The sequence below is a fragment of the Psychromonas sp. genome, assembly GCF_047632955.1.
Classification (GTDB): Bacteria; Pseudomonadota; Gammaproteobacteria; order Enterobacterales; family Psychromonadaceae; genus Psychromonas.
The window spans coordinates 17,350-42,050 of the sequence record NZ_JBLIED010000026.1 but is presented as its reverse complement, the minus strand read 5'-3'; the positions used below and the strand labels follow the sequence as shown (position 1 = coordinate 42,050).

Here is a 24,701-nt window from a genome sequence, read left to right as displayed (position 1 = left end):
GGTTTTTGCAGCACCAAGCGACCTTACTTTAAGGGGCTGTTGGCCCTAGACTTTTTTGCTTACCCTGCGCTTAAAAGCAAGCAGGTATTTTGCTGAATTAGCACCAATCATTAATAAACAAGGGGTTAAAACAAGCGTCAACAGGGTTGCAAAGGTCAACCCTCCCGCAATCGCAGTCGCCAGTTGAGCCCACCACTGCGTAGAAGGTGCACCAAACTCAATACTGCGGGTAAAAAAATCAAGGTTAACTTTTAAAACCATGGGCATCAAGCCCAAAATAGTGGTGACAGTGGTCAGTAATACCGGTCTGATCCGCTGTGCTCCGGTTCTTAATATGGCATTTTCGGTCGTTGTTTCAGTGTTTTTTAAAACATTATAAGTATCAATTAAAACAATATTATTGTTGACCACTATCCCGGCCAACGCAATAACACCGATCCCCGACATCACTATGCCAAAAGCACTTTGGCTTAAAAATAATCCAAAAAAGACCCCCGTGGTAGAAAAAACAACCGCGCTCAAAATTAAAAAGGCTTGATAAAACGAGTTAAACTGCAGTACTAAAATCAGCGCCATCACGGCTAAGGCAACTATAAAAGCATTTTTTAAAAACGCGGCAGCTTCCTGTTGATCTTCATTTTCGCCACGCACTTTCAAACTAATACGAGGATCCAGGGCTAAACCAAGTAACTCTTTTTCAAGCTCCGGTAATATAAGACTTAAGTTATAACCCTCGGCCATGTCTGCACTTACGGTCATCACAATGCGGCTATCCACTTTTTTTATTGAGGATTGTTTTACGGAAGGAATAAGCGCCACAAAATGACTGACCGGCACCTGCCCTGCAGTTGTTTGTAATCGCAGTGCCGAAAGTTTACTTAAGGTTCTTTCATTTTCCGGATAACGGACTCGAATATCTAACTCGTCATCAACGTCATCGGGACGGTAACTGCCGAGCATTAACCCGTTGGTTAAAAACTGCACGCTGCTTCCCAGCAAGGTCGCATCAGCGCCATAACGCGCTGCATCGGCGCGATTAATGATAAATTGCCATTCAACTCCGGGTTTTTCACCATCATCTTCAATATTAACAAAATACGCTTTTTTGAGCAGCGCATGGCGAATTTTATCGGCATTTTCCGCTAGCAGTTCCGGGTACCTTGAGCCTATTTCTATTTGCAGGGCCTTGCCCGTGGGCGGGCCTGACTGATCTTTTTTTATCTCAATCTCAACCCCGGGAAGATTTTTTGTACGCTCAAGCAGATCGGCAATAATGTCAGTTGCACTGCGCCTGTCTTGCCAATCAACTAAATTAATCCGCATACGGCCAATCGATTCCCCGGTGGAATCACCCGTCTTGAGGTAAAGCGTATCAATTTCATCCTGCAGCGGTAATATTTTTTGCTCTATGACAGACATAATTTGATCTTGTTCATGGATTGAAAAATCGCCATAGGAACGCACTTTAATATTAATACCCGACGGCTCAACTTCCGGAAAAAACTCTACGCCTAAATTTGCTTTTGCAAACAAAATAACGCCGGAGATGGCAATAACAGTAGTTAAAAATAAGACTATCCAGGGACTTTTAATGGCTTTATTAAGTGTCTGCACATAAAAACCGGTAAAACCGCTTAACTTTAATAAATCACCGTTTTCTGCCAATAACGCATTGTTTTTTTCTTTTGTCGATAATAAGCGTGGTTTTCCAAAGACACTGCCCAGAACAGGCACAAAGATCAGCGCCATCGCCAGAGATGCCGACAGGGTTGCAATTAACGTCAGAGGCAGATACTTCATAAATTCACCGGTAATACCGGGCCAGAACAATAATGGGGCAAAAGCTGCCAGGGTAGTTGCTGTTGATGCAATAATAGGCCATGCCATGCGTTTGGCTGCCTTAAGATAAGCACTATGACGGGGTGTCCCGGCGGTCATCTCCCGATCGGCAAATTCGGTGACCACGATCGCCCCGTCAACTAACATACCCACCGCCATAATCAGCGCAAATAACACCACTATATTAACCGTGATGCCGGACATCCAAAGCACTAGAATGCCGGTTAAAAAGGAGCCGGGAATAGCTATTCCCACCAAAGCCGCCGTTCTTACGCCAAGAATGGCGACAATCACAATAACCACTAATAATACCGCGCTAAGGACATTATTTTGCAGGTCGTTAAGCATGCTTTTTACATCTTTTGCGCGATCTCCTGCGTAACTTATACGGATATTATTGGGCAATAGGGCTTCATTCTCTACAATAAAAGCTTTCACTTTATCCACGGTAGCAATGATATTTTCACCCGGACGTTTAACCACTTCCAGAGAAATAGTCGGCAAACCATTCACTCTGACAAAACCCGACGGATCTTTAAAGGTGCGGCGAATTTGAGCAACGTCAGCAAAGGTAATCACCCGGTCAGCGCTTACCTTAATCGGCATCTCCATCACATCTTTAATGGTTGAAAAAACTGAGGGGACTTTAATTGGGAAACGCCCCTTACCGGTATCCATGATACCGGCGGCAACGAGGCGGTTATTGCGGGAAACCAGAGTGTAGATATCGTTCATATTAAGCCGGTAACTTGCCATTAACAGCGGATCAACTAAAATCTCCACCATCTCTTCACGATCGCCACCTATATTAACCTCTAAAACTTCTGCAAAGCCTTCAATATTATCGCGCAGCGTTCGTGCCAGCGTCACCATCGCCCGCTCCGGTGCGCTGCCGGATAATAAAATAGTCAACGCGGGATTTTCCGTTGCCAAGGTCACTTGCTTAACGATCGGCTCATCCCCTCCCTGCGGCAATTTACCCTTTGCCTGATTGACCTGTTCACGCACATTGGTCAACGCATCTTTGATATCAGTCCCCACATAAAACTCCAAAACAATCGAAGCATAATCGCTGCTGGCCGTGGATTTCATCTCCTTGATTCCCTCAATGCCGCGCAATTCCTGCTCTAGGGGACGTAGCAATAAACGCTCGGCATCTTCCGGTGAGATCCCCTCATGGTGAACAGATATATATATAATAGGAATAGGCACATCGGGTTCAGCTTCTTTAGGAATATTAATATAAGCGGAAAGACCCGCGGTCAATAAAAAAGCTAACAACATTAAGACCACGCGTTTACGTGATAATGTTCCTTCAATAATCCCCAGCATGATTATTTCTCCGCTATCGTCGCCTGCACGCGGTCGCCCGACTGCACAAACCCCTGCCCTAGAGTAATGATATCGACTTCACTCACAAAACCCGTCAACCAGACACCATTAATATCGGCCTCAACCAGCTCAATTTTTTTAAAAACAACCTGCTCATTCTCTACTAACTTAACCCCTAAATTTCCCTCTTTATCCAATGCTAAAGCGGCAGGCGAGAGATAAATCGCTGCGACAGAATAAAGAGGAATAGAGAGTTGCGCACTAATGCCGGAAAATATATTCCTATGCGGATTGGCAAACTCCGTCTCAACACGAAAAGTACTGCTTTGCGGATCAGACACCGACGCTATATAGGTCAATTTACCGGTTAATAACTCACTCGATAATAACGTTGCTTGAACTTCTTGGTTTAATCTTAATTGCTTCACATAATGTTCAGTGGTATCGCCGCGGAAAATGATAGGGTCGGTATTTTCAATACTAAAAAGAGGATCTCCTACTTTGACATAATCCCCCTGTTCAACAAATTTTTCCTGCAGAATGCCCGTCAAGGGCGCCACAATCTGAGTGCGTTTTAACATTAAATCCAATAACGCAACCTCGGATTTGACCGCTAATAATAAACTTTTTGCTTCCGCTAAACGAATATCAGCTTGTAATCCTTTGGCATATAACGATTTGACTGCGTTATAATTTAACTGCTTTTCATATAACAGGGCTTTAGCCTGTTCAAGTCTGAAAGGTAATTCGTTTTTATCTATCTCCGCCAAGTTATTTTTAATGTTTACATAGTCGCCCTTTTCAGCATAAGTTTTACGGATTAAACCTGCAACCTCGGCCCTCACTGTTACTCGACTTTCAGCTTCACTGCGTGCATATAAGGTTAATGACTTAGTCATTTGTTGAGGGATAAAATGGGTTATTTGCACTTGTGGAAGTATTTCTTGTGGTTTTTTTTCTGTTGCAGGAGAGCTGCTTTCCCCGCTGCCGGAAAACATCCATAAAAATAATAAGACGCTGATAAGCACAGCCAGCCAATAAGGACGCAACGAAAAAAAATGGACAATACGAGCAAACATAAGAGAGCCTCAATTTTACTAACAACTTATAACTTAGTTGATAAAAAAACACTGCGCGAGTTAATAACCGAGAAAGGCTAAGAATGAAGTCATGTTTTTATTAGGAAGGGTCTTGTTATTGGAATAGAGCCGATCTATTAGTTAGGAATAGCATTATTGGAATGGCAGTAATGACTGAAGAGGCAGAACTGGTTTAGGCCCAATCTACCTCAAGATGCAAATTCAGCAGGTCCGGAGGTAATCAGATTCAAGGTATGAAGTGAAGGTATGGTTATAAAGGTTACATTGAAAAAGAAGAACCACAACCGCAAGTCGCCGTTGCATTTGGGTTATTAACAAAGAATCGAGATCCTTCTAAGCCGTCGGTGTAATCAACAATACCACCGACTAAATATTGCAAACTCATGGAATCGATTAATAAAGTAACACCGCTATTTTCGATTAATGTATCACCTTCATTTACTTTCTCATCAAAAGTGAAACCATATTGAAACCCGGAACAACCACCACCGGTCACGTAAACACGTAATTTTAATGCTGGATTTTCTTCTTCGGCAATCAGTCCTTTGACTTTATTTGCAGCACTGTCGCTGAAATAGATTGGCATTGCCATTTCGACTTCGGATGTCATCGTAACCTCTTATAATGTGTAAGCATGACTAACATTATCCAGTACCTGACTAATTAGTTCAAGTATTAACTCAATCAAATAAAGTTAAATTATCTTCCTTTAAAAGAGCTGAAAAAGTTATTAAAAATTATCGTTGGTTACGCTCGAGATGAACCATTGCTTTGCGCACCTGCTCTTGACGTTTCTGGCGCATTGAAAGTCGCATTGTCCGTTCTAATAATTGCGTATAAATTGGACGTCCGCCAAGCGTTTGCGCGACCATAGTAGCGCCTAAACAGGTCACTATTAAAGGTAGAATCATCTCATAATTACTGGTCATTTCAATCACTAACAATATTCCGGTAATCGGGGCACGGACCGATGCGGCAAATAACCCGCCCATACCGGCAATCGCAAACCTGCCCGGCTCAGTCACAAGTTCGGGAAATAAAGCATGGCATGCGAGCCCAAATAACATACCAAATAATGTTCCCAGAGCTAAGGTCGGTGCAAAAACACCGCCTGGCGCACCTGAGCCAAAACTGGCTAACGTTGAGATTATACGAAATACAAAAATAATCATCAGAGCACCGGAAAGATAATGTCCGCCGGCGACCTTGGGAATCAACTCCATACCGCCATAAGCTAACTCCGGTTCGATCACCGATAAAGCGCCAAAAACGGCTCCCAAAAACAAACCCACGGCAACAAAACGCCAACGTTTGTTCTGGTGTACAAACAGATACATATCTTGCGTTGCAAGCAACATCTTATTAAATAAAAGCCCAATCACACCAAAACAAAAACCTAACAGTAAATATAACCATAATGCCATTAAATCGGGATGTGAATAGCGTATTACGCTGATCACCGCATCTTGACCCGACATAAAGCGCATCACTATGGTTGCCATTACAGCGCTCATAAAAACACTTTTAGTGGAGGTTAAACTGTAGTTAAATTGTGAACGCATCTCTTCGATAACAAACATAATACCTGCAAGCGGGGCATTAAATGCAGCGGCTAACCCACCCGCCGCACCGGCAGCCAAAAGCGCCTGAGCATCTGCTTGATCTACTTTGAAAATGTCAGAAATCATGCGCCCGATATTAGCGCCCAATTGCACCGAAGGCCCCTCTCTTCCCAAAGCCATACCACTGCCGAGCGCAAATAGGCCGCCAAAAAACTTCACCGGAATTACTCTTTTCCAACGCACCGGTCGCATTCCTTCCATTGCACCTTCTATTTCCGGAATACCACTGCCGCCCGCTTCCGGTGCAAATCGATGGGCAAGGTAAAAAGCAAAACCTGCCATAACTGAAGAGATCGGGATAGCCACTATCCACAGCGGGATATTAGAGTCACCATAGGAAGCAATTAAGTCTAAGCGTTCTGCGTTGATCCAGAAAATACTATGGTCAAAAAGTGCCGAAATAGCGCCCGCTAAAGTACCGATAATGGCAGATAACCAGATCAGTAAGGCACTGCTTTTACGGGTGAAAAAATGAGTAATAAATCGCTTTGGAAGACTGGAAGGGACGGTTTTTTTTTGATTCATTAAATAAAGACAACTATTTTTAAGATAAAAAAAGTGCGACTCATCGTTCAAAATCCTCAAACGTGAACACAAGGTAAACATTATATAAAAACATTCCCCTAAAATAATATGATTTAGCTCAAAAAACAACTTATCAGGGTAATAAATAACAAATTAATCAGTAACTAAAATAAAAAATGCCAATTAACTCTCATATATACTTAAAGAGAGGATTTGTTATCATAGCAGACTAATTTAATGATCTTTGATAGGACTTTTATGAGCATCTCCCAGCAACTTTTCGATCGCGCCCAGACAATTATTCCAGGAGGCGTTAACTCTCCGGTTCGCGCATTCAATAGCGTTGGCGGTGGCCCTCTATTCATTGAAAGAGCTCAGGGTGCTTATATTTATGATGTTGATAAAAAACCCTATATTGATTATGTCGGCTCATGGGGTCCAATGATTTTAGGACATAATCATCCGGATATAAAAGCGGCCGTTATTGCTGCTGCTGAAAATGGTTTAAGTTTTGGCGCTCCTACCGAAATAGAAATTATCATGGCGGAAAAAGTAAAAAGTTTAGTGCCGTCAATGGAGCTAATGCGCATGGTTAGCTCAGGGACAGAAGCCACCATGAGTGCCATACGTTTGGCACGCGGTTACACCGGTCGCGACAAGATTTTAAAGTTTGAAGGTAATTATCACGGCCACTCTGATTCATTATTAGTAAAAGCCGGATCCGGCGCACTGACATTAGGCCAGCCAAGCTCTCCCGGTATTCCGGCGGATTTTGCAAAACATACCCTGACAGCAACCTATAACGATTTGACCTCGGTGCAGCAACTATTTACTGAGTATAAAGATCAAATCGCCTGCATCATCGTCGAGCCGGTTGCCGGTAACATGAACTGTATACCTCCTCAAGAGGGGTTTTTACAGGGACTGCGAGAAATCTGCGACGCTAATGATGCCTTATTAATTTTAGATGAAGTCATGACCGGTTTCCGTGTTGCGCTGGGCGGTGCACAGGCTTATTACGATATCAAACCGGATTTAACCACTTTGGGCAAAGTGATCGGTGGCGGCATGCCGGTTGGTGCCTTTGGCGGCAGTAAAAAAGTGATGCAGCATATAGCGCCTACGGGCCCGGTATATCAAGCGGGCACACTGTCGGGCAACCCGATTGCGATGCATGCCGGTTTAGCGGCTCTGACCGCACTTGATACGCCGGAATATGCACAGCTTGCTATAAAAACAGAAAAATTAGCTTTAGGTTTGCAGCGCGTTGCCAAAGAAGAAAATATCCCCTTAGCGGTCAATTATGCGGGTGGCATGTTTGGTTTCTTCTTTACCGAAGAGAAGCAGGTTAGCAATTTCACCCAGGCTTGTGCCTGTGATGCAGAAAGATTCAAAAAATTCTTTCACTTGATGCTCGAACAGGGTATTTATCTTGCGCCCTCTTCCTTTGAAGCCGGATTTTTATCGTTAGCCCATAGTGATCAGGATATCGACGATACTATAATGGCCGCTAAAAAAGCATTCTCAATGCTCTAAAATGGATAAGCGCTTCTTAATCTGGACTGTAAGTTTTCAAGCAAATGATCAGTTCTTCGAACGCTATGCGATGAAATCGCATAAAAAGCGGTTTTTATCGGTTAGGATCTATTGATCCCTGGCCGATAAAATTGCTTTATTTTCTCTTATAAGATCATTTGTCTTTTTTCCTTACAACGCATTTACGTTATAATGAGCGTTTTTGCATTCCAATAAACAGGGTCGTTCCACATGAGTAATCTATTAGATTTAAGCTTAGAAGGTGTTGAAAAACTACCTCTGGCTAAATTTACCGAGGATGCCTATCTCAACTATGCCATGTATGTGATCATGGACAGAGCACTGCCGCATATTAGTGATGGTTTAAAACCCGTTCAAAGACGCATCATATATGCCATGTCTGAACTGGGATTATCGGCACTTTCCAAGCATAAAAAATCAGCCCGTACTGTCGGTGATGTATTGGGTAAATACCATCCCCATGGTGACAGCGCCTGTTATGAAGCCATGGTATTAATGGCACAACCCTTCTCCTATCGTTATCCTTTAATAGATGGACAAGGTAACTGGGGGGCACCGGATGATCCTAAATCCTTTGCTGCGATGCGTTACACCGAATCCCGTTTATCGGCGTTTTCAGAATTATTACTCTCAGAAGTATCCCTGGGTACCACGGATTGGAAACCCAATTTTGACGGCACCATGAAAGAGCCGGTATTATTACCGGCACGTTTACCGCATATACTGTTAAATGGTATCAGCGGCATTGCCGTTGGTATGGCAACCGATATTCCGCCGCACAACGTTCGCGAAGTCGCTGCGGCTTGCTGCCATTTGATTGAACATCCCAAAGCAAATCTGGATGATTTAATGGCTTTTGTGCAGGGACCTGATTATCCCACTGAAGCTGAAATTATCACCCCTAACAGTGACATAAAGAAAATTTACGAAACCGGTCGGGGCAGCTTCAAAAGTCGTGCCGTCTATACCGTAGAAAACGCTGAAATAGTTATTACGGCCCTTCCCCATCGTGTGTCCGGCGGCAAAATTCTCAAAGAGATAGCCAAACAGATGCAGGATAAAAAATTACCCATGATTGCCGATTTACGCGATGAATCTGACCATGAAAATCCGACCCGATTAGTTATTATCCCGCGCTCCAATCGAATCGATATTGAAGGATTAATGCACCACCTGTTTGCTTCAACGGATTTAGAAGTTAATCATAAAGTTAACCTTAATATGTTGGGCTTAGATCAGCGTCCACAGGTTAAAGGCTTGGTGAAAATATTAAACGAGTGGTTAGTGTACCGGATGAAAACCGTGCGTCGCCGCTTGCAGTTTCGATTAGACAAAATTTTAGCGCGCCTGCATATTTTAGAAGGTTTATTAGCCGCCTATTTAAACATAGATGAAGTCATTGAAATCATTAGAACCTATGATGATGCAAAGGCGGAACTAATGTCCCGCTTTGAGCTCTCTGACATACAAGCACATGCCATTTTAGAAATTAAACTTCGCCAACTCGCCAAGTTAGAAGAAGTCCAAATCCGTGCGGAAATGGGGACGCTTAGCGATGAGCAAACAAAATTAGAGCGTTTATTAAGCTCAGAGCGACGTTTAAATACTCTGGTAAAAAAAGAAATTCAGGCAGATGCACAAAAATATGGCGACGATCGCCGTTCTCCGCTGATTGAACGTCTTGAAGCAAAAGCACTTACTGAAAAAGAGTTAATGCCCAGTGAAACCGTGACTGTGGTCTTATCAACCCAGGGTTGGGTGCGCTCGGCCAAGGGATTTGATGTTGACGCAGAGGCATTAAATTACAAATCGGGTGATGAATTCCTGACCAAGACACTAGGACGAAGTAATCAAAGCTGTATCTTTATTGATGCCAGCGGCCGCGCCTATTCATTGGACGTACACTCCCTGCCATCCGCTCGTTCACAGGGTGAGCCGCTAACGGGACGATTTAATCAAAATGAAAATGTTCCTTTTGTGTGTGCATTGATTGGCGATGATGAGGATCGTTATCTTATCAGCAGTGACCATGGTTATGGATTTATTGCCAAATTTAGCGATATCAACAGCCGCAACAAAAATGGTAAAACGCTCATTAATCTGACTGCCAACGCGCAGTTAATGCCCCCTAAAAAATTGACCGGTGCCGACGATGACTGGTGTTTAACCATCAGCAATGAAGGACGTTTATTACTCTTTCCGGTAAACAGTTTACCCAGCCTGAGTAAAGGTAAAGGAAACAGAATGATCAACATCATCTCTGCCAAAGCGACTAAACGTGAAGAGTTTGTTACTATGCTGGAAATTATCCCGCAGACAAGTTCGGTCACGCTACACGCGGGAAAACGTAAACTTACTTTAAAAGCCAGTGAGTTAGCACATTATCAAGGTGAACGCGGCCGACGTGGTAGCAAACTGCCGCGCGGTTTACAACGTGTAGATAAAATCGAAGTTATTGAAGCAGCGCCACTACATCCAAGAGACTCTTAATATTATGTTATTTATAATCCGCGCCATAATGCTTTTAGTGATCATTATACTGATGACCCTTTATTCATTATTTTATTGCTTATTCAGCCCGCGCAATCCCAAGAACACTTATCATTTTGCCATATTATTTGGCAAACTATCCTGGTTGTTCGGCTTAAAAGTGACTATACGTATTCCTGAAAGTGCCAAAAATAACGGCTCGGTGGTGTACCTTGCAAATCACCAGAATAGCTATGACATGGTCACCGTATCCGGTGCTATGCAGCCCGGCTCAGTGACTATTGGTAAAAAAAGCCTGGTGTGGATCCCCTTTTTCGGAATCATCTACTGGCTAACGGGTAATATATTGATTAACCGAAATAATAAAAACAAATCACGTAATACTATTAACGAAGTAGTAGAGCAGATGCGCGCTAAAGACTTGGCTGTATGGATATTCCCCGAGGGTACCCGCAGTCGCGGTCGTGGTTTATTACCTTTTAAAATGGGGGCATTTCATACGGCATTACAAGCCGGTGTCAATGTTGTACCAACGGTAACTTCAAATACCCATAATCAGGTTAATCTAAACCGTTGGAATAATGGTGAAGTGATTGTTGAAATGTTAGATCCCATTGATATTACCCAGTATAAAAAACGTGAAATAAGACGTTTAATGGAAGACTCTCACGCTATTATGTTAAAAAAATACCAGCAATTAAATCAAGAAGTAAACCGCCCTGATACCAACTCAGACAGCAGCGATTAAGAGGAATTAACAATGGAAAAAGCATTAAGTTTAGAAGAGTTACTGGCAGAACATCGCGAAGAAACGGAAGAAATTGTAGAAGCTATTTTAGAAGATGGCAGCAATCCCGATGCGGTGTATATGATCGAGCATCATCTTTCCTGCAGCGATTTTGATCTTCTCGAAAAAGCCGCTGTTGCCTGTTTTAAAAAAGGTTATGACGTTACCGATCCTGAAGAATGTGAATTAGAAGATGGTTCAATCATTCTAAGTTTTGATGTGACCGTGGAAATGAATTTAGATGAAGAAGCAATTATGGAAGATGTTGAAAAGTTAGTAATACTCGCACAGTCACTGTCCATTGATTATGACGGCTGGGGAACCTACCCGGAAGAATAAAAATGTGTCGACAGCGCCTTCATTGCAGAACAACTTTGGACTTGATTTAAGTCCAAAGTTGTTAATTCCGGCGCCACTATAAATCAGATATGTCCTTTTAATTATTTATCAAGTTTCCTCCCTTTGACCATCTTCACCCTGCAACATAATAATTTAATTAAACAATATTATTTTATTCGTTTGACTTTGCAATCCTGACATCTATTCTCACAGATTAACGTCACCACTCAGGTGACCTCATTTTACTCTAGGAACTGAAATGAAAAAAACAACTTCACTTGATGATCTTCGTGATTGCTACAACGTGCGCCACTGGGGTCAGGGCTACTTTGATATTAATGATCAAGGTGATGTTTACGTCGCACCTAAAAGTGGTCATCCAGAGCAGACTATTATTATCAGTGAGATTGCCGCAAAAATACAGGCACAAGGATTATCTCTTCCTGCTTTGGTGCGTTTTCCGCAAATTATCCATCAAAGAGTGAATGGTTTGTGTGAAGTCTTTAACGATGCCATCGAGCAGTATCAGTATGATCAAAAATATTTATTGGTTTACCCTATTAAGGTCAATCAACAGCGTGAAGTTGTTAATGAAATTTTAGCCAGTCAGGACAATAAAGAAGTTAAACAGCTTGGCCTTGAAGCCGGCAGTAAAGCCGAATTATTAGCGGTACTCGCGTTGGCACAAAAAGCCTCTTCGGTGATTGTCTGTAATGGTTATAAAGACAGAGAATATGTCCGTTTAGCACTGATCGGTGAAAAACTGGGCCATAAAGTACATCTTGTTTTAGAAAAAATGTCTGAACTGGAAATGATTTTAAGTGAAGCAAAAAACCTCAATGTAGAGCCACGCTTAGGGATCCGCGTGCGCTTGGCATCACAGGGTAAAGGTAAGTGGCAGGCAAGTGGTGGCGAAAAATCCAAATTCGGTTTATCCGCGTCACAGGTATTAAAGGTGCTGGATATTCTAAAAGAACACAATAAACTTAATACCTTACAGCTGGTTCATTTCCATTTAGGTTCACAAATTGCAAATATCCGCGATGTCCGTTTAGGGGTCAGTGAAGCGGCCAGATTTTATTGTGAATTACGCGATTTAGGAGCTGAAATTAAATGCATGGATGTCGGCGGCGGACTAGCCGTAGATTACGATGGTACGCGCAGTCAATCTCATAATTCAATGAATTACAGCCTGGCGGAATATGCGAACAATATCGTTTATACCATAGGTGATATTTGTAAAAGCTACGCTCAACCGGTGCCGATGATCATTTCCGAATCAGGACGCTCGCTGACAGCACATCATGCGGTATTAATTTCCAACGTGATTGGTGCTGAGTCTTATGCGCCGGAGCAATTGATAAAACCCCAGGTGGACGATTCGCTGCTGCTCAAAAACATGTGGCAATCCTGGGAGCAATTACATACGCGTAATGACGATCGCGCACTGATCGAAATTTACCATGATACGCAAAATGACCTTGCAGAAGTGCACAGCCAATTTGCGTCGGGCTTAATTAACTTGTCACAACGTGCATGGGCTGAGCAGGTCAATTTACGTGTTTGTTATGAACTGAACGCGTTAATGGATAATAAAAACCGTTTCCATCGTCCTATTATCGATGATTTAACCAATAAATTAGCCGATAAATTTTTCGTTAATTTTTCACTGTTTCAATCACTGCCGGACAGTTGGGGAATCAATCAGGTTTTCCCGATTTTACCCTTAAACAATTTACAATCTACACAAAAAAAGCGGGCTATTTTACTCGACATTACCTGTGATTCCGATGGCGCAATTGAGAGTTATGTAGACGGTCAAGGCATTGAAAGCACTTTATTAGTGCCACAATGGCAGGCAGATAAACCCTATTTGATGGGCTTTTTCCTGGTCGGGGCTTATCAGGAAATTTTAGGTGATATGCATAATTTATTTGGCGATACACACAGCGCGGTGGTAACGGTAAACGATGCCGGTGAAGCTGAACTCACGGAAATAAATGAAGGTGACAGCGTTGAAGATATGCTCAGTTACGTAAATTTAAATGCCGAAGAGTTCAAACAAACCTATGCGCAATTAGTGAATAGAAAATTACCCTTTGAAGAGCGCGAAAGTGTCATTAATGAATTAATCACCGGTTTACAGGGTTATACCTATTTAGAAGATTTTTAGGGTGGAAAAACGATGCTAATGAATGCAATTTTTAACCAGGTGGATAATTCCATTTACTCAAATGCGATGACTTTTTTGCGTCTGCCGATGCCGGTCGATCCGCTTTCTGCGCAGGCTGATATTGCGGTCTTAGGTTTACCCTTTGATTTAGCCACAACGGGACGCTCCGGGGCTCGCATGGGGCCAACGGCAATCCGTCAGGCATCAATCAATCTGGCATGGGAGGGTAAACGCTTTCCGTGGAAATTTAATCTTCTCAAAGAAACCAAGATCATTGATGCCGGAGATTTGGTTTACAGCACCGGGGATGCTAATGAGTTTACCCAAAAAGTGGAAGCGGCAGCAACGCAGTTACTGTCTTCCGGAAAAACCGTTTTATCACTGGGAGGGGATCACTTTGTGACCTTACCCCTGCTGCGTGCTCACCATCAAAAATTCGGGAAAATGGCCCTGATACATTTTGATGCGCATACGGACACCTATAATAACGGCAGTGCTTACGATCATGGCACGATGTTTTATCATGCGCCCAATGAAGGTTTGATTGATCCGCAAAAGTCCGTACAGATTGGCATTCGTACGGCTTATCATCAAAGCGGTCACGGTTTTAATGTGATTGATGCCCCTCAAGCGAATGATATGTCCGTGGCGCAGATAACCTCTTTGATTAAAGAGAAAGTCCAGAACATGCCTGTGTATCTTACCTTTGATATTGATTGTTTAGATCCGGCCTTTGCCCCCGGTACGGGCACGCCTGTCTGTGGCGGATTAAGCACAGATAAAATATTAAAAATATTACGCGCATTAACGGATATCAATATTATCGGGATGGATGTAGTGGAAGTTGCACCCGCCTATGATAATAGCGAGATCACCGCATTAGCGGCGGCGACAATAGCAGTGGAGTTGCTGCATTTGTGGACGATAAAAAATAAACACATCGAATAACACGCATTAAGCGCTTAAATAAAAAATAAAATCCGATGATGCCTATTAACGTTATCTATTATCGGATTTTATTTGTTCCAAACGATATTGCGTTTAGTCAGTTAACTCTTGCGCTTTCTCAAATAAGGAATTTTTCAATACCATGGCTTCAATTTCCAAACCATATAAATCTTCATCCCAGTTAAGACCTGCAAATACCTGCTGCTTCTGCATTCCATCCAACCAGGACTCTATAAAGACAGACAGCGAAATTTCCTGAACCTGATAGTTAGCCCATTCTTCATTTTGTAATTTTTTAGCCAATGCGGCCTTCGACCAGAACAGATAAACAGCCGTTGCATCTTTATTATCATGAGCATGGCAATTAGCCCAACCTTGCGTTTCTTCATATAAACCGAATAATTGCCCTTCTGCAGTTACCTGCTCAACAAACTTTTCCGCATTTTTTAAATATTGCTCTTTCATCTTATTTCTCGATATTTTCTTGAGTTGTCTTGGTCAGATCAAGCTTATCCTGGTCAAGCTTTTTTTCAAACTCAGCAAGCTTTGCTTCCATCTCTGCCAGTTTTTCACGCGTGCGTAATAAAACATGGGTTTGCACATCAAACTCTTCACGGCTAACCATATCTAGCTTGCCCAATTGTGCTTGTAACACCTGTTTGATTTTACGATCCGCTTCTTCGCCAAAACTTTTTACACCAGCAGGCATAGCATCACTTATCTGTTTAGCTATCTGTTCTAATTTTTGAGGGTTAAACATGGTTTCTCCTTAAATTTGAACTCCATTGTAAACTGGCCCTTTGTTAAATTCTATGTAAATTTATCAAGCATTCACCAATCATTTGGAGAATCACCAAAGCGTATACCCACAAAAAAATAACGTGATCAAATTCAAAAATACATTAATTAAGGCAAACCTAATTAAGCAAATACAACTAAAGATTGATCTAATACAGCTTTTGCTTAATTAACTGACGGCACAATCATAACAAGCGCTTATTCGCTACTACTATTGAATTATATCTCCTTACCGGCATATGGAAATAGCTATGAAATACAAACTTTTTTTATCCGTAATACTGCTAATCTGGCCTGGATTTATCTTTGTTTGCAATGCAGAAAACGCTCAACTGCCCGATCAACAACGCGCCACAATGACCGCTGATCATTCAAAATTTGAGTCTCTGGATCAGGATTTTGATTATGCGCCTGATGTCACGGAAGCCTGCCTTGAATGTCATACGGAAGCGGCCAAACAGGTCCATCAAACCTTTCATTGGAAGTGGGCTGCCAAGGTTGACGGGAAAAAGGTTGGTAAAAGCCAAAATGGCTTTAATAACTACTGTGTTGCCGCACGAGGTAATGCAAGTTGTACGCAATGTCATGCGGGTTATGGCTGGCGTAACGATGACTTTGACCTTGAAGCGGAAGAAAATGTCGATTGTTTAGTCTGTCACGACGGCACAGGCACCTACAAAAAATCAGCGGCTATGTCCGGCCATCCCTATTATGAAGATACCCAGTTAGGAGACTTCCTGCAACCGGCTGTTGATTTAAAAGCAGTGGCGCAAAGTGTCGGCGCGCCTAAACGGGAGAACTGTTTAGCCTGCCATGCTAACGGCGGCGGTGGCAACGGTGTTAAACATGGTGATACCGATATGTCACTGGTTGATCCGGTGCATTCCCTTGATGTTCATATGAGCCCTGAAAAACTTAACTTCAGTTGCCAAACCTGTCATAAAACCAGCGGCCATGAGATTGCAGGTCGCTACAACGGTAAAGCATCCTTTATCGATCATAAAAAAGATATGGGCCGAATTGAGCGTGATGGCAAAAATGTCTCCTGCGAATCCTGTCACGGTACAAAACCCCATGAAATTCGCGAGATTGATAATCACACTGCGAAAGTCGCTTGTACCTCTTGCCATATTCCGGAAATGGCGCGCGGCCCTTACCTCACAAAATTAAGCTGGGACTGGTCGACGGCAACCAAATTAAAAGACGGTAAACCTTTTACGGAAGAGAAAATTTTCGACGGCGTAGAAGCGCACAGCTATATGAGTATAAAAGGATCCTTTACCTGGGGACGTAATGTGACACCACAATATCGCTGGTATAAAGGTGAGTTAAAACAGAAAACCCTGCAAACCGTCATTGACCCCAGTGCGGCGCCCATTGATATTAATCCGCCAACGGGGGATTACAACGATCCCGATGCGCGAATTTGGCCATTCAAAGTGCATCGGGGCAAGCAGCCCTATGACACCCAATTTAATCGTATTTTACCGATTAAACTATACGGCAAAAAAGGCACTGGCGCGTTATGGACTGAGTATGACTGGGAGAAAGCGTTAGCGGCAGGTGCGCAAAGTAATGAAGTCGAGTTTAGTGGAGAATTTGATTTTATTGAAACCAACGGTTTCTGGCCTATTAAACACATGGTAGCCCCGGCAAAAGATGCGCTTAAATGTGTCGCTTGCCACTCTCGAGAAAGCCGTTTAGCGGGTTTAAATGATTTCTACCTGCTCGGACGAGATAGTAATAAGTGGGTTGAACTGTTTGCTTTACTGGCCGTGGTTGGCGGACTGGGCGGTGTTGTCGGGCATGGTGCTTTACGTTATATAACCACTCGCAGAATAACAAAACGCAGAAAAAAAGCACAAAAACAACAGGCTGATTCACAGGGAGAGCACCATGAGTAATACAAAAAGCAGTAAAATCGTAGTGATTTTTAAACGTTTTGAACGCTTTTGGCACTGGGCTCAAGCTTTGATGATTTTAATCTTACTATTAACCGGACTGGAATTACATGGACTGTTTCAGTTGTTTGGATTTGCGCCTGCCGTTGCAGCGCATAACCTCATTGGTTTCGTCTGGACCGGGTTAGTGGTACTTATTTACAGTTGGATCTTAACCACCGGAGAGTGGCAGCAATATTTCCCCACTCTAAAAGGGGTCGAGGGGACGTTACGTTATTACTTTTACGGCGTATTTAAAGGTGAAAAACATCCCCACCATATGACCGTCGACGATAAATTTAACCCGCTACAACGCTTGGGTTACATTGCTATTTTGTTTGGTCTGTTGCCATTGCAGGTGTTAAGCGGTTTCGCTTTTTATTTCTTCCCTGATTTACGGACGCTCGGAGTGATAGGTCAGGTTGACTTGATTGCCATTTTTCACACCTTTAATGCCTACGCCCTGCTCAGTTTTGTGGTCATTCATTTATACATGATCACTTTCGGCGAGAAATTATCAACGCACATAAAAGCAATGATTACCGGAAAAGAGAAAATTGAAGAGTAACTAATTTTAAACACACCAAGGAAATCGATATGAAAAAACTAATTATGCTCACACTGGGTTTAATACTGACCTTTAATGTGTCTGCCGACGCCGCGAAAGGACAGAAATATTACCTGAAATACATGCGCCCTCATTTTGAGATAAATGGCCAGGAATTTGCCAGCCAGCACCTTAAAGTTGAGTGGAAGCACCTCTTTAAAAAAGATTCTAAACGATTTATTAAGGAATACACAAAAAAATACCCGCAGTCAGCTGAATTTTTAAACAGTGATATTTTTCAGAAAATAGCCCCGGATGTACAGGATTTTGCAACTAAATATGCAGCCGACAGTGGTGAGCTCGCGACCTGTAATTAAAACAGGAAATTTGTTATTTAGTTGAAACTTTTAAAAATGAATTGATTATAGCAACAGCATAGTTGCCTGACATATTTTTAATATAATAAGGAATAAATACTATGAATAATAAATTAACCGTTATTGCAGCGTCCTTACTGGTCGCTTTTTCCGCGCCCCTTTTTGCCGATCAGGCTGAGGATATTGCAAGCTTAAAAGAACAAGTCAGGGAATTACAGAAAAAGGCGGGGGGCAACAATTTAAAATTTAGTGCGGATTACCGCGTTACCATGGACAGCATTGAATATAAGATGGCCGATGGGACAACGGCTAAAAACGACGGATTACTGTCTAACCGTCTGGAGATCGGCATGGGTTACCAGCCCTTTGATAACCTGGTTTTTCACGGTTTACTCTCCTATAACAAAGCCTATGGTGAAAGCTTAGGTGAAACTGGGATGGGTGATTTTGACTGGGTTACTAATGAAAACCTAAGTGATAACGGCCTTAATGTAAAAGAAGTGTATATGTTATATCTGGGTGATCAGTTTTTCGGTAACGAGCAAATCCCCTGGACAGCAAGTCTCGGCCGCCGCCCTTCTACTAATGGTTTTATCGCCAACAACCGTGAAGGTTACGATCAGCCAAAATCCCCGCTTGGGCATTCTATCAACGTGGAATTTGATGGTTTAAGCATTAGCGCGAAACTGGATCAGATTACCGGCGTGAGCGGCATGGATGCGAAGATCTGCGCAGGCCGCGGTCTTAGCTCCGCCACTTTTCCAAGATTTTCCAGTACAGGCACGGACTATGCGGATAGCGACGGTGGAATTGATAATATTGATATGATTGGTTTTATTGTCACACCCTATAATAACGGTCAATATGATATTAAAGCGCAGTATTATTTTGCTAATAATATGATCGGTTATGATAAAGATAATACGGCCGCAGGATTCCAGGACTTTGGTAACCTTCAGAATATGACCCTGTCGATGCAGGTAAACGGCGTCGGGGAATTTATTAATGATTTCCTGGATGATACGGTGTTGTTTGCATCCGCTTCTGCATCTCAGACCCTGCCTAAGGATGGCATGGCGATGCTCGGTTCAACGGATAAAGAAATCGGCTACTCATATTGGGTAGGCGCAACCTTCCCGGCTTTTTTTGAGGGAGATCGCTTTGGTTTGGAATACAACCACGGCTCGAAATACTGGCGTTCATTCACTTACGGTGAAGATACCTTAATAGGCTCAAAAATAGCGGCACGCGGTGATGCCTATGAAGCCTATTATAATATTCCCATCATAGGTGAATCACTGTACTTCCAGCTGCGTTATACCTACATTAACTACGATTACACCGGCAGTAACGGCTTCTTTGGCAGTGCAAGCGGCACACCAACGGCAATGGCTGACATTGCGTCTGGTTATGGCGGTTATTATGTAGAGAGTGCTCAGGATCTGCGCGCGATGATCCGTTATAACTATTAATATCAGCCATTAAAGATCATCTGCAACACTGTAATATTAAGGCATAAGCAACTTTTAGTGAAAACCTTGTTTATGCCTTTTTGGTTGTTGCACTAACACCAAACAATAAAAGTGCTTTTTAGCTTTTGATGCAAACTTAGTCAAACATCTTATCACCAATCTGATCGATAAATATTTTACATTTTATCAGGGTTAATTCGGCGGTTTTTTCACTGCTTGCCTGACAATCAGAGCGGATAAACTGATGCTGTTTAAGCGCTTCACCTGCCCCTTTTTCGATCGTGGCGGCAACACGAAACTGACCGTTATCTTTCATTGGTTGCGGCGTAATCTTAAAACCTTTGTATTCAAGCGTTGGAAAAACCGCAGCGGGAGCCGGTTTGCTGCTAAATGATTGCGCTATTTTTTTAAAAAATCCCATTTTATATTCTCATTTTTATCTGTTTTAATAAAATCAGAAGCTTCTGACATTGCCCTGATCAACACTTCTTTCAATTAACGCTGGAAGCTATTTTACATATTATCTTCACGCTCGGTAATGCATTCATAGGATCCCATGTCGAATGCCCGGCAAATCCACGGGCGCAGCTCGTAAATACTGCACATTAGAGTATTACGATCTAACGCGGCGCACCAACCATCTTCTAAACGATGCATGGTTTCACTGCCCCACTCGTCTCGTGCAATATACTCTTCAGGCACGCCGGTATCTGAAATGATCATCACTTCCAGCCGGCAACAGCAAGCCTGACAATTACTACAGCTTATTTCGGCCGGCGCGATGTTTGTAACTTCGATCTTGCTCATAAACGGATACCCTTATTTCAATGACTAACAGAGTAACCGAAAGCAACTCGTATATCGACATGCAAATACTTTGCTCATAGCAAAGGAATTAATGAAGTGAGCAAGTATTGCACGGGAAAAATTAACACTAACAAGGCGTGAGTTGCAGAAGATAGTTGTTCTCACTTCCAAATTCACAACACAGTTAGAGTTGATTTTAACAAGCTAGACTGATCACCTTTTTAGTTCTTTTGGTATTAACCTTCGACACAACCGATGAAAGCACTGATTAAGGCTTCATTTACTCGAGTTTTATAACAGCAAATTCCTAAATCAAAAGACTGCAGACGGACCGGGGTAAATATATTTTTGACCCGATCCCGCACCGGGCTATTTTCAACCACCACATCGGGCGCAATACCCACACCACAGCCCAATGCAACCATACTGACCAAAGCTTCATGCCCGGCCACCGTGGCATAAATTTGCGGTTTACCGATTTTTAAGAGTCGATACCAATTATCAAAACGACGTCGAATAGCACCGTGCTCTGGCAAAATAAAGGTAATATTTTGCCAGTCAATTTTGCTTTGATTCACCTGCTGCGTGACCGCACAGGGAGTAGTTGGCGCAATAATCGAGAGCGGTATTTCGGCCAGTTTTATAAAGTGCAAACGTGACGATAAATTATCCGGATGCGCGGTGATTGCAAAATCCACCTGTGCACCTAAAACCTGATCAATCGCCCGTTCACTGTCCCCGGTGCTGAGCTTTATTTCAACCTTAGGATGTAAGCGTCGAAAACGTTCTAAAATGGGCGGGAAATGGCTATACACCGCAGTCACTGAACAATATAAGTTGATCTGCCCTTCCAGTTCACTCTTACTCTGATTAATAGTGCGTTTTAACAGCAGCCACTGTTCAATCTGCTGCATTGCATAATGTTTAAACAGACTTCCTGCTTCGGTTAACACCACCGAGCGATTGTCGCGAATAAACAGAGCCGTACTTAACTCCTCTTCAATACGTTGAATATTACGGCTCAGGGTCGACGGGCTAACGTGCATCGCCTGTGCCGTTTTAGAAAAATGCAGGCTACCGGTCAGATGCATAAAAAGTTGCAGAGATTTAATATCCACTTATTGACTGTCTTCTATAATAGGAAGATCGTCTCGACTTCCCCATTCAGCCCATGAGCCATCATATACCCCAATATTTTCATAACCTGCGAGGCTCGCAGCCAGTGCTAAAATACAAGCCGTTACTCCCGAACCACAACTGAAAATGACCCGTTGTTCTTTTCCTGAAATGGCCTCAAAAATCAGCGCCAGTTGATAAGCATCCTTCATCTTATTATTTTCAAGGACGCTGCTTGAAGGTAAATTTTTCGCATTAGGCATATGTCCTACGCGTATACCGGCTCTTGGATCGGCCTGTTGTCCCGAAAAGCGTGCCGCTGGGCGGGCATCAATAACATTCTCCTGAGCACTGCCCGATGCGTGCAATACATCCTCGGTCGTACAGATCCGCGCCTTTTGATAGTTGGCGATAAAATCGCCCTGCACAGCAGGCCGGCTGATATTTCCACTTTCAATGGGTAAGGATTTTTCTAACCAGGCAGGAAAACCACTGTCCAATACTGCGATATTTTCAAATCCCATGGCTTTAAACATCCACCAGACGCGCGGGCTGGAGAATATCCCCACGGTATCGTAAACAACAATGGCGCTGTTTTGGTTGATCCCAAGGTTTTGTACCGATCCTTGAAAGTCCGATTCGCTGGGCATCATATGCGGCAGGCTGCTGCTCTGCAGACAAATCTCACGGTCAAAATCAAAAAACAGCGCACCGGGTATGCGCTGCTTCTGGTATTCTAATTTGCCATCACGTTTGACGCTGGGCATATGCCAGCTACCGTCTAGAATAACCAGATCAGGATGACTAAGGTGTTTTTCTAACCAGTTTATTGAAACCAGCGGGCCAGGTATTTTTAACGATGGCATAATAATTCCTTGTGTGAGAGATAGTGGCGAGTTCAAAATGAGAACAATAATAACGTCTTTTTGAAAATGGATTTGTCGAACATCAATCCACTCTTGTTACTCTAATGCTATGTTTCATTATCTGCAACACAGTATTGTAAATATATCATTTTGTGCAATATAAGTTATAGGCTATAGTGGTTGTTGAAAATTAAAAGCAATTATTTTTATGCTTTAATCCCTATCAACTATATTTGGAGTGTCAAGCAATGGCTAACTATTTTAATACTCTTTCTCTACGTGAGAAGCTAAATCAACTGGGTCAATGTCGTTTTATGGATCGTAGTGAATTCACTGACGGTTGTGAAGCTTTAAAAGGTAAAAAAGTAGTCATTATTGGTTGTGGTGCACAGGGTTTAAACCAAGGTTTAAACATGCGCGATTCTGGTCTTGACGTATCTTACACGCTGCGTGCACAAGCCATTGCTGAAAAACGTCAATCATGGAAAAATGCCACTGAAAACGGCTTTACCGTTGGCACCTATGAAGAACTTATTCCTGAAGCGGACCTTTTATGTAACCTGACACCAGACAAACAGCATACAGCGGTTGTTGGTGCGGTCATGCCGTTAATGAAAAAAGGCGCAACACTGTCTTACTCGCACGGTTTTAACATCGTTGAAGAAGGTATGCAGGTCCGTGAAGATTTAACCGTTATTATGTGTGCGCCTAAATGTCCAGGTTCTGAAGTACGTGAAGAATACAAACGTGGTTTTGGTGTACCAACACTGATCGCGGTTCATCCGGCAAACGACCCTCAAGGTCACGGTTTAGCATGGGCTAAAGCATACGCAAGTGCAACGGGTGGCGATCGCGCCGGTGTGCTTATGTCATCATTTGTTGCAGAAGTTAAATCTGACCTGATGGGTGAGCAAACTATCCTTTGCGGTATGTTACAAACTGGTGCAATTCTTGGTTATGAAAAAATGGTTGCCGACGGTCTTGAGCCTGCGTATGCATCAAAACTGATTCAATACGGCTGGGAAACGGTAACAGAAGGTATGAAATACGGCGGCATCACTAATATGATGGATCGTTTATCAAATCCTGCAAAAATCAAAGCATTTGATATGTCTGTAGAGCTGAAAGAAATTTTACGTCCGTTATTTAACAAGCATATGGACGACATCATTGAAGGTGAATTTTCCCGCACTATGATGGAAGACTGGGCAAATGATGATAAAAATCTTTTACAATGGCGTGCAGCAACAGCAGAAACCGGTTTTGAAAAACAGCCTGCAGGCGATATGAAAATTGATGAGCAAGAATTCTACGACCACGGTATTTTCCTGGTTGCTATGATTAAAGCGGGTGTTGAACTGGCCTTTGAAGCGATGACAGCTTCCGGTATCATTGCCGACTCTGCTTATTACGAATCACTGCATGAAACACCGCTGATCGCTAATACTATCGCACGTAAAAAACTTTACGAAATGAACGTTGTTATCTCAGATACGGCAGAATACGGTTGTTACCTGTTTGACCATGCCGCTAAGCCGCTGCTTGCTGATTTTGTTAAAGCATTAAACCCTGAAATGTTAGGTAAAGCTTTAACAGTGAAAACTAACTCGGTTGATAATGCGCGCCTGATCGAAGTTAACGAAGCAATTCGTTCTCATCCTGTAGAAATCGTTGGTAAAAAACTACGCGGTTACATGACAGAAATGAAAACTATCGTGACAGTTTCTTAATAAACTCACTTTGCTTAAAAAAAAAAAAGCCAGAATTTAATTCTGGCTTTTTTATACCTGCAATTTAATCAATTTTATTTAACACCAATTCCACTAATTAGTTATTCTAATTATAAGATTAATAACAGAGACTAAAACGTAGTTTTATGTCTAGCTTGCATGTGTTTTAACAAGCATAAATGGGCATGAATTTAATGGATTTGGTATAAGCCAATAATGCCATTAGCGCCATGATCACAGTAAACATCCTCTCCCTAAAGATAGTCATACCAAACGCATTAATAAAATGATCTGATTTACTATTTAAAATTGATCATGATTTTAATGGCTGTCTTA

General features: G+C 42.5%; 21 protein-coding genes. 11 read left to right on the top strand and 10 right to left on the bottom strand.

Annotated elements, in window-relative coordinates; translation table 11 throughout:
• Window positions 1–45: 45 nt before the first annotated feature.
• From ACJAZP_RS14210 to clcA, 4 genes are all read right to left on the bottom strand, one after another.
• A complete protein-coding gene (locus ACJAZP_RS14210) occupies window positions 46–3,171 on the bottom strand; it encodes an efflux RND transporter permease subunit (protein ID WP_415231400.1) in 3,126 nt (1,041 codons plus the stop codon).
• A 2-nt stretch (window positions 3,172–3,173) separates the two neighbouring features.
• The gene (locus ACJAZP_RS14205; protein ID WP_415231399.1) at window positions 3,174–4,250 is read right to left on the bottom strand and encodes an efflux RND transporter periplasmic adaptor subunit; all 1,077 of its coding nucleotides are present in this window, start codon (window positions 4,248–4,250) and stop codon (window positions 3,174–3,176) included.
• Window positions 4,251–4,530: 280 nt separating this feature from the next.
• Window positions 4,531–4,881: an iron-sulfur cluster insertion protein ErpA gene (gene erpA / locus ACJAZP_RS14200; RefSeq protein ID WP_415231398.1), complete on the bottom strand. Its 351-nt coding sequence runs from the start codon at window positions 4,879–4,881 to the stop codon at window positions 4,531–4,533.
• Window positions 4,882–5,008: 127 nt separating this feature from the next.
• The gene (clcA, locus tag ACJAZP_RS14195; protein WP_415231397.1) at window positions 5,009–6,418 is read right to left on the bottom strand and encodes a H(+)/Cl(-) exchange transporter ClcA; all 1,410 of its coding nucleotides are present in this window, start codon (window positions 6,416–6,418) and stop codon (window positions 5,009–5,011) included.
• Window positions 6,419–6,676: 258 nt separating this feature from the next.
• Here clcA and hemL point away from each other — a divergent pair, with 258 nt between their 5' ends.
• From hemL to speB, 6 genes are all read left to right on the top strand, one after another.
• Window positions 6,677–7,954 (top strand): glutamate-1-semialdehyde 2,1-aminomutase, encoded by a 1,278-nt coding sequence (gene hemL / locus ACJAZP_RS14190; RefSeq protein WP_415231396.1) that lies wholly within the window; start codon window positions 6,677–6,679, stop codon window positions 7,952–7,954.
• 231 nt (window positions 7,955–8,185) lie between these two features.
• Window positions 8,186–10,465: a DNA topoisomerase IV subunit A gene (gene parC / locus ACJAZP_RS14185; protein WP_415231395.1), complete on the top strand. Its 2,280-nt coding sequence runs from the start codon at window positions 8,186–8,188 to the stop codon at window positions 10,463–10,465.
• Between the two features lie 4 nt (window positions 10,466–10,469).
• Window positions 10,470–11,213 carry a 1-acylglycerol-3-phosphate O-acyltransferase gene (locus ACJAZP_RS14180; RefSeq protein WP_415231394.1) on the top strand — a complete coding sequence of 248 codons (744 nt, stop codon included), beginning with the start codon at window positions 10,470–10,472 and terminating at the stop codon, window positions 11,211–11,213.
• 12 nt (window positions 11,214–11,225) lie between these two features.
• On the top strand, window positions 11,226–11,591 hold the full coding sequence (rraB, locus tag ACJAZP_RS14175; RefSeq protein WP_415231393.1) for a ribonuclease E inhibitor RraB: 366 nt from the start codon (window positions 11,226–11,228) through the stop codon (window positions 11,589–11,591).
• A gap of 259 nt (window positions 11,592–11,850) precedes the next feature.
• Window positions 11,851–13,764 (top strand): biosynthetic arginine decarboxylase, encoded by a 1,914-nt coding sequence (gene speA, locus ACJAZP_RS14170; RefSeq protein WP_415231392.1) that lies wholly within the window; start codon window positions 11,851–11,853, stop codon window positions 13,762–13,764.
• Between the two features lie 18 nt (window positions 13,765–13,782).
• The gene (gene speB / locus ACJAZP_RS14165) at window positions 13,783–14,712 is read left to right on the top strand and encodes an agmatinase (protein ID WP_415231391.1); all 930 of its coding nucleotides are present in this window, start codon (window positions 13,783–13,785) and stop codon (window positions 14,710–14,712) included.
• A gap of 93 nt (window positions 14,713–14,805) precedes the next feature.
• Here speB and ACJAZP_RS14160 read toward each other — a convergent pair whose 3' ends face one another.
• Together ACJAZP_RS14160 and ubiK are read right to left on the bottom strand one after the other, a co-directional pair.
• Entirely contained in the window at window positions 14,806–15,177 is a 372-nt protein-coding gene (locus ACJAZP_RS14160; RefSeq protein ID WP_415231390.1) for a DUF2750 domain-containing protein, read from the bottom strand.
• A gap of 1 nt (window position 15,178) precedes the next feature.
• Window positions 15,179–15,472 (bottom strand): ubiquinone biosynthesis accessory factor UbiK, encoded by a 294-nt coding sequence (gene ubiK, locus ACJAZP_RS14155; protein WP_415231389.1) that lies wholly within the window; start codon window positions 15,470–15,472, stop codon window positions 15,179–15,181.
• A gap of 289 nt (window positions 15,473–15,761) precedes the next feature.
• Between ubiK and ACJAZP_RS14150 the strand changes: the two genes are divergently transcribed.
• The 4 genes from ACJAZP_RS14150 (at window position 15,762) to ACJAZP_RS14135 (ending at window position 19,846) form a co-directional block, all read left to right on the top strand.
• On the top strand, window positions 15,762–17,414 hold the full coding sequence (locus tag ACJAZP_RS14150) for a tetrathionate reductase family octaheme c-type cytochrome (protein WP_415231388.1): 1,653 nt from the start codon (window positions 15,762–15,764) through the stop codon (window positions 17,412–17,414).
• The gene (locus tag ACJAZP_RS14145) at window positions 17,407–18,018 is read left to right on the top strand and encodes a cytochrome b/b6 domain-containing protein (RefSeq protein WP_415231387.1); all 612 of its coding nucleotides are present in this window, start codon (window positions 17,407–17,409) and stop codon (window positions 18,016–18,018) included. The genes ACJAZP_RS14150 and ACJAZP_RS14145 overlap by 8 nt, the downstream gene beginning before the upstream one ends.
• Before the next feature lie 29 nt (window positions 18,019–18,047).
• A complete protein-coding gene (locus ACJAZP_RS14140; protein ID WP_415231386.1) occupies window positions 18,048–18,374 on the top strand; it encodes a hypothetical protein in 327 nt (108 codons plus the stop codon).
• Window positions 18,375–18,475: 101 nt separating this feature from the next.
• Window positions 18,476–19,846 (top strand): DUF3373 family protein, encoded by a 1,371-nt coding sequence (locus ACJAZP_RS14135; protein ID WP_415231385.1) that lies wholly within the window; start codon window positions 18,476–18,478, stop codon window positions 19,844–19,846.
• Between the two features lie 136 nt (window positions 19,847–19,982).
• On the opposite strand, the gene ACJAZP_RS14130 is transcribed toward ACJAZP_RS14135, so the two are convergent.
• The 4 genes from ACJAZP_RS14130 to sseA form a co-directional block, all read right to left on the bottom strand.
• On the bottom strand, window positions 19,983–20,267 hold the full coding sequence (locus ACJAZP_RS14130) for an HlyU family transcriptional regulator (RefSeq protein WP_415231384.1): 285 nt from the start codon (window positions 20,265–20,267) through the stop codon (window positions 19,983–19,985).
• Between the two features lie 92 nt (window positions 20,268–20,359).
• Window positions 20,360–20,653 carry a YkgJ family cysteine cluster protein gene (locus ACJAZP_RS14125; RefSeq protein WP_415231383.1) on the bottom strand — a complete coding sequence of 98 codons (294 nt, stop codon included), beginning with the start codon at window positions 20,651–20,653 and terminating at the stop codon, window positions 20,360–20,362.
• Window positions 20,654–20,889: 236 nt separating this feature from the next.
• Complete coding sequence (ilvY, locus tag ACJAZP_RS14120) at window positions 20,890–21,771, bottom strand: HTH-type transcriptional activator IlvY (RefSeq protein WP_415231382.1); 882 nt, start codon at window positions 21,769–21,771, stop codon at window positions 20,890–20,892.
• Window positions 21,772–22,635, bottom strand: a complete 864-nt coding sequence (gene sseA / locus ACJAZP_RS14115) for a 3-mercaptopyruvate sulfurtransferase (protein ID WP_415231381.1) — start codon at window positions 22,633–22,635, stop codon at window positions 21,772–21,774.
• A gap of 248 nt (window positions 22,636–22,883) precedes the next feature.
• On the opposite strand from sseA, the gene ilvC reads away from it, so the two are divergent.
• On the top strand, window positions 22,884–24,365 hold the full coding sequence (gene ilvC / locus ACJAZP_RS14110) for a ketol-acid reductoisomerase (RefSeq protein ID WP_415231380.1): 1,482 nt from the start codon (window positions 22,884–22,886) through the stop codon (window positions 24,363–24,365).
• Window positions 24,366–24,701 lie beyond the last annotated feature (336 nt).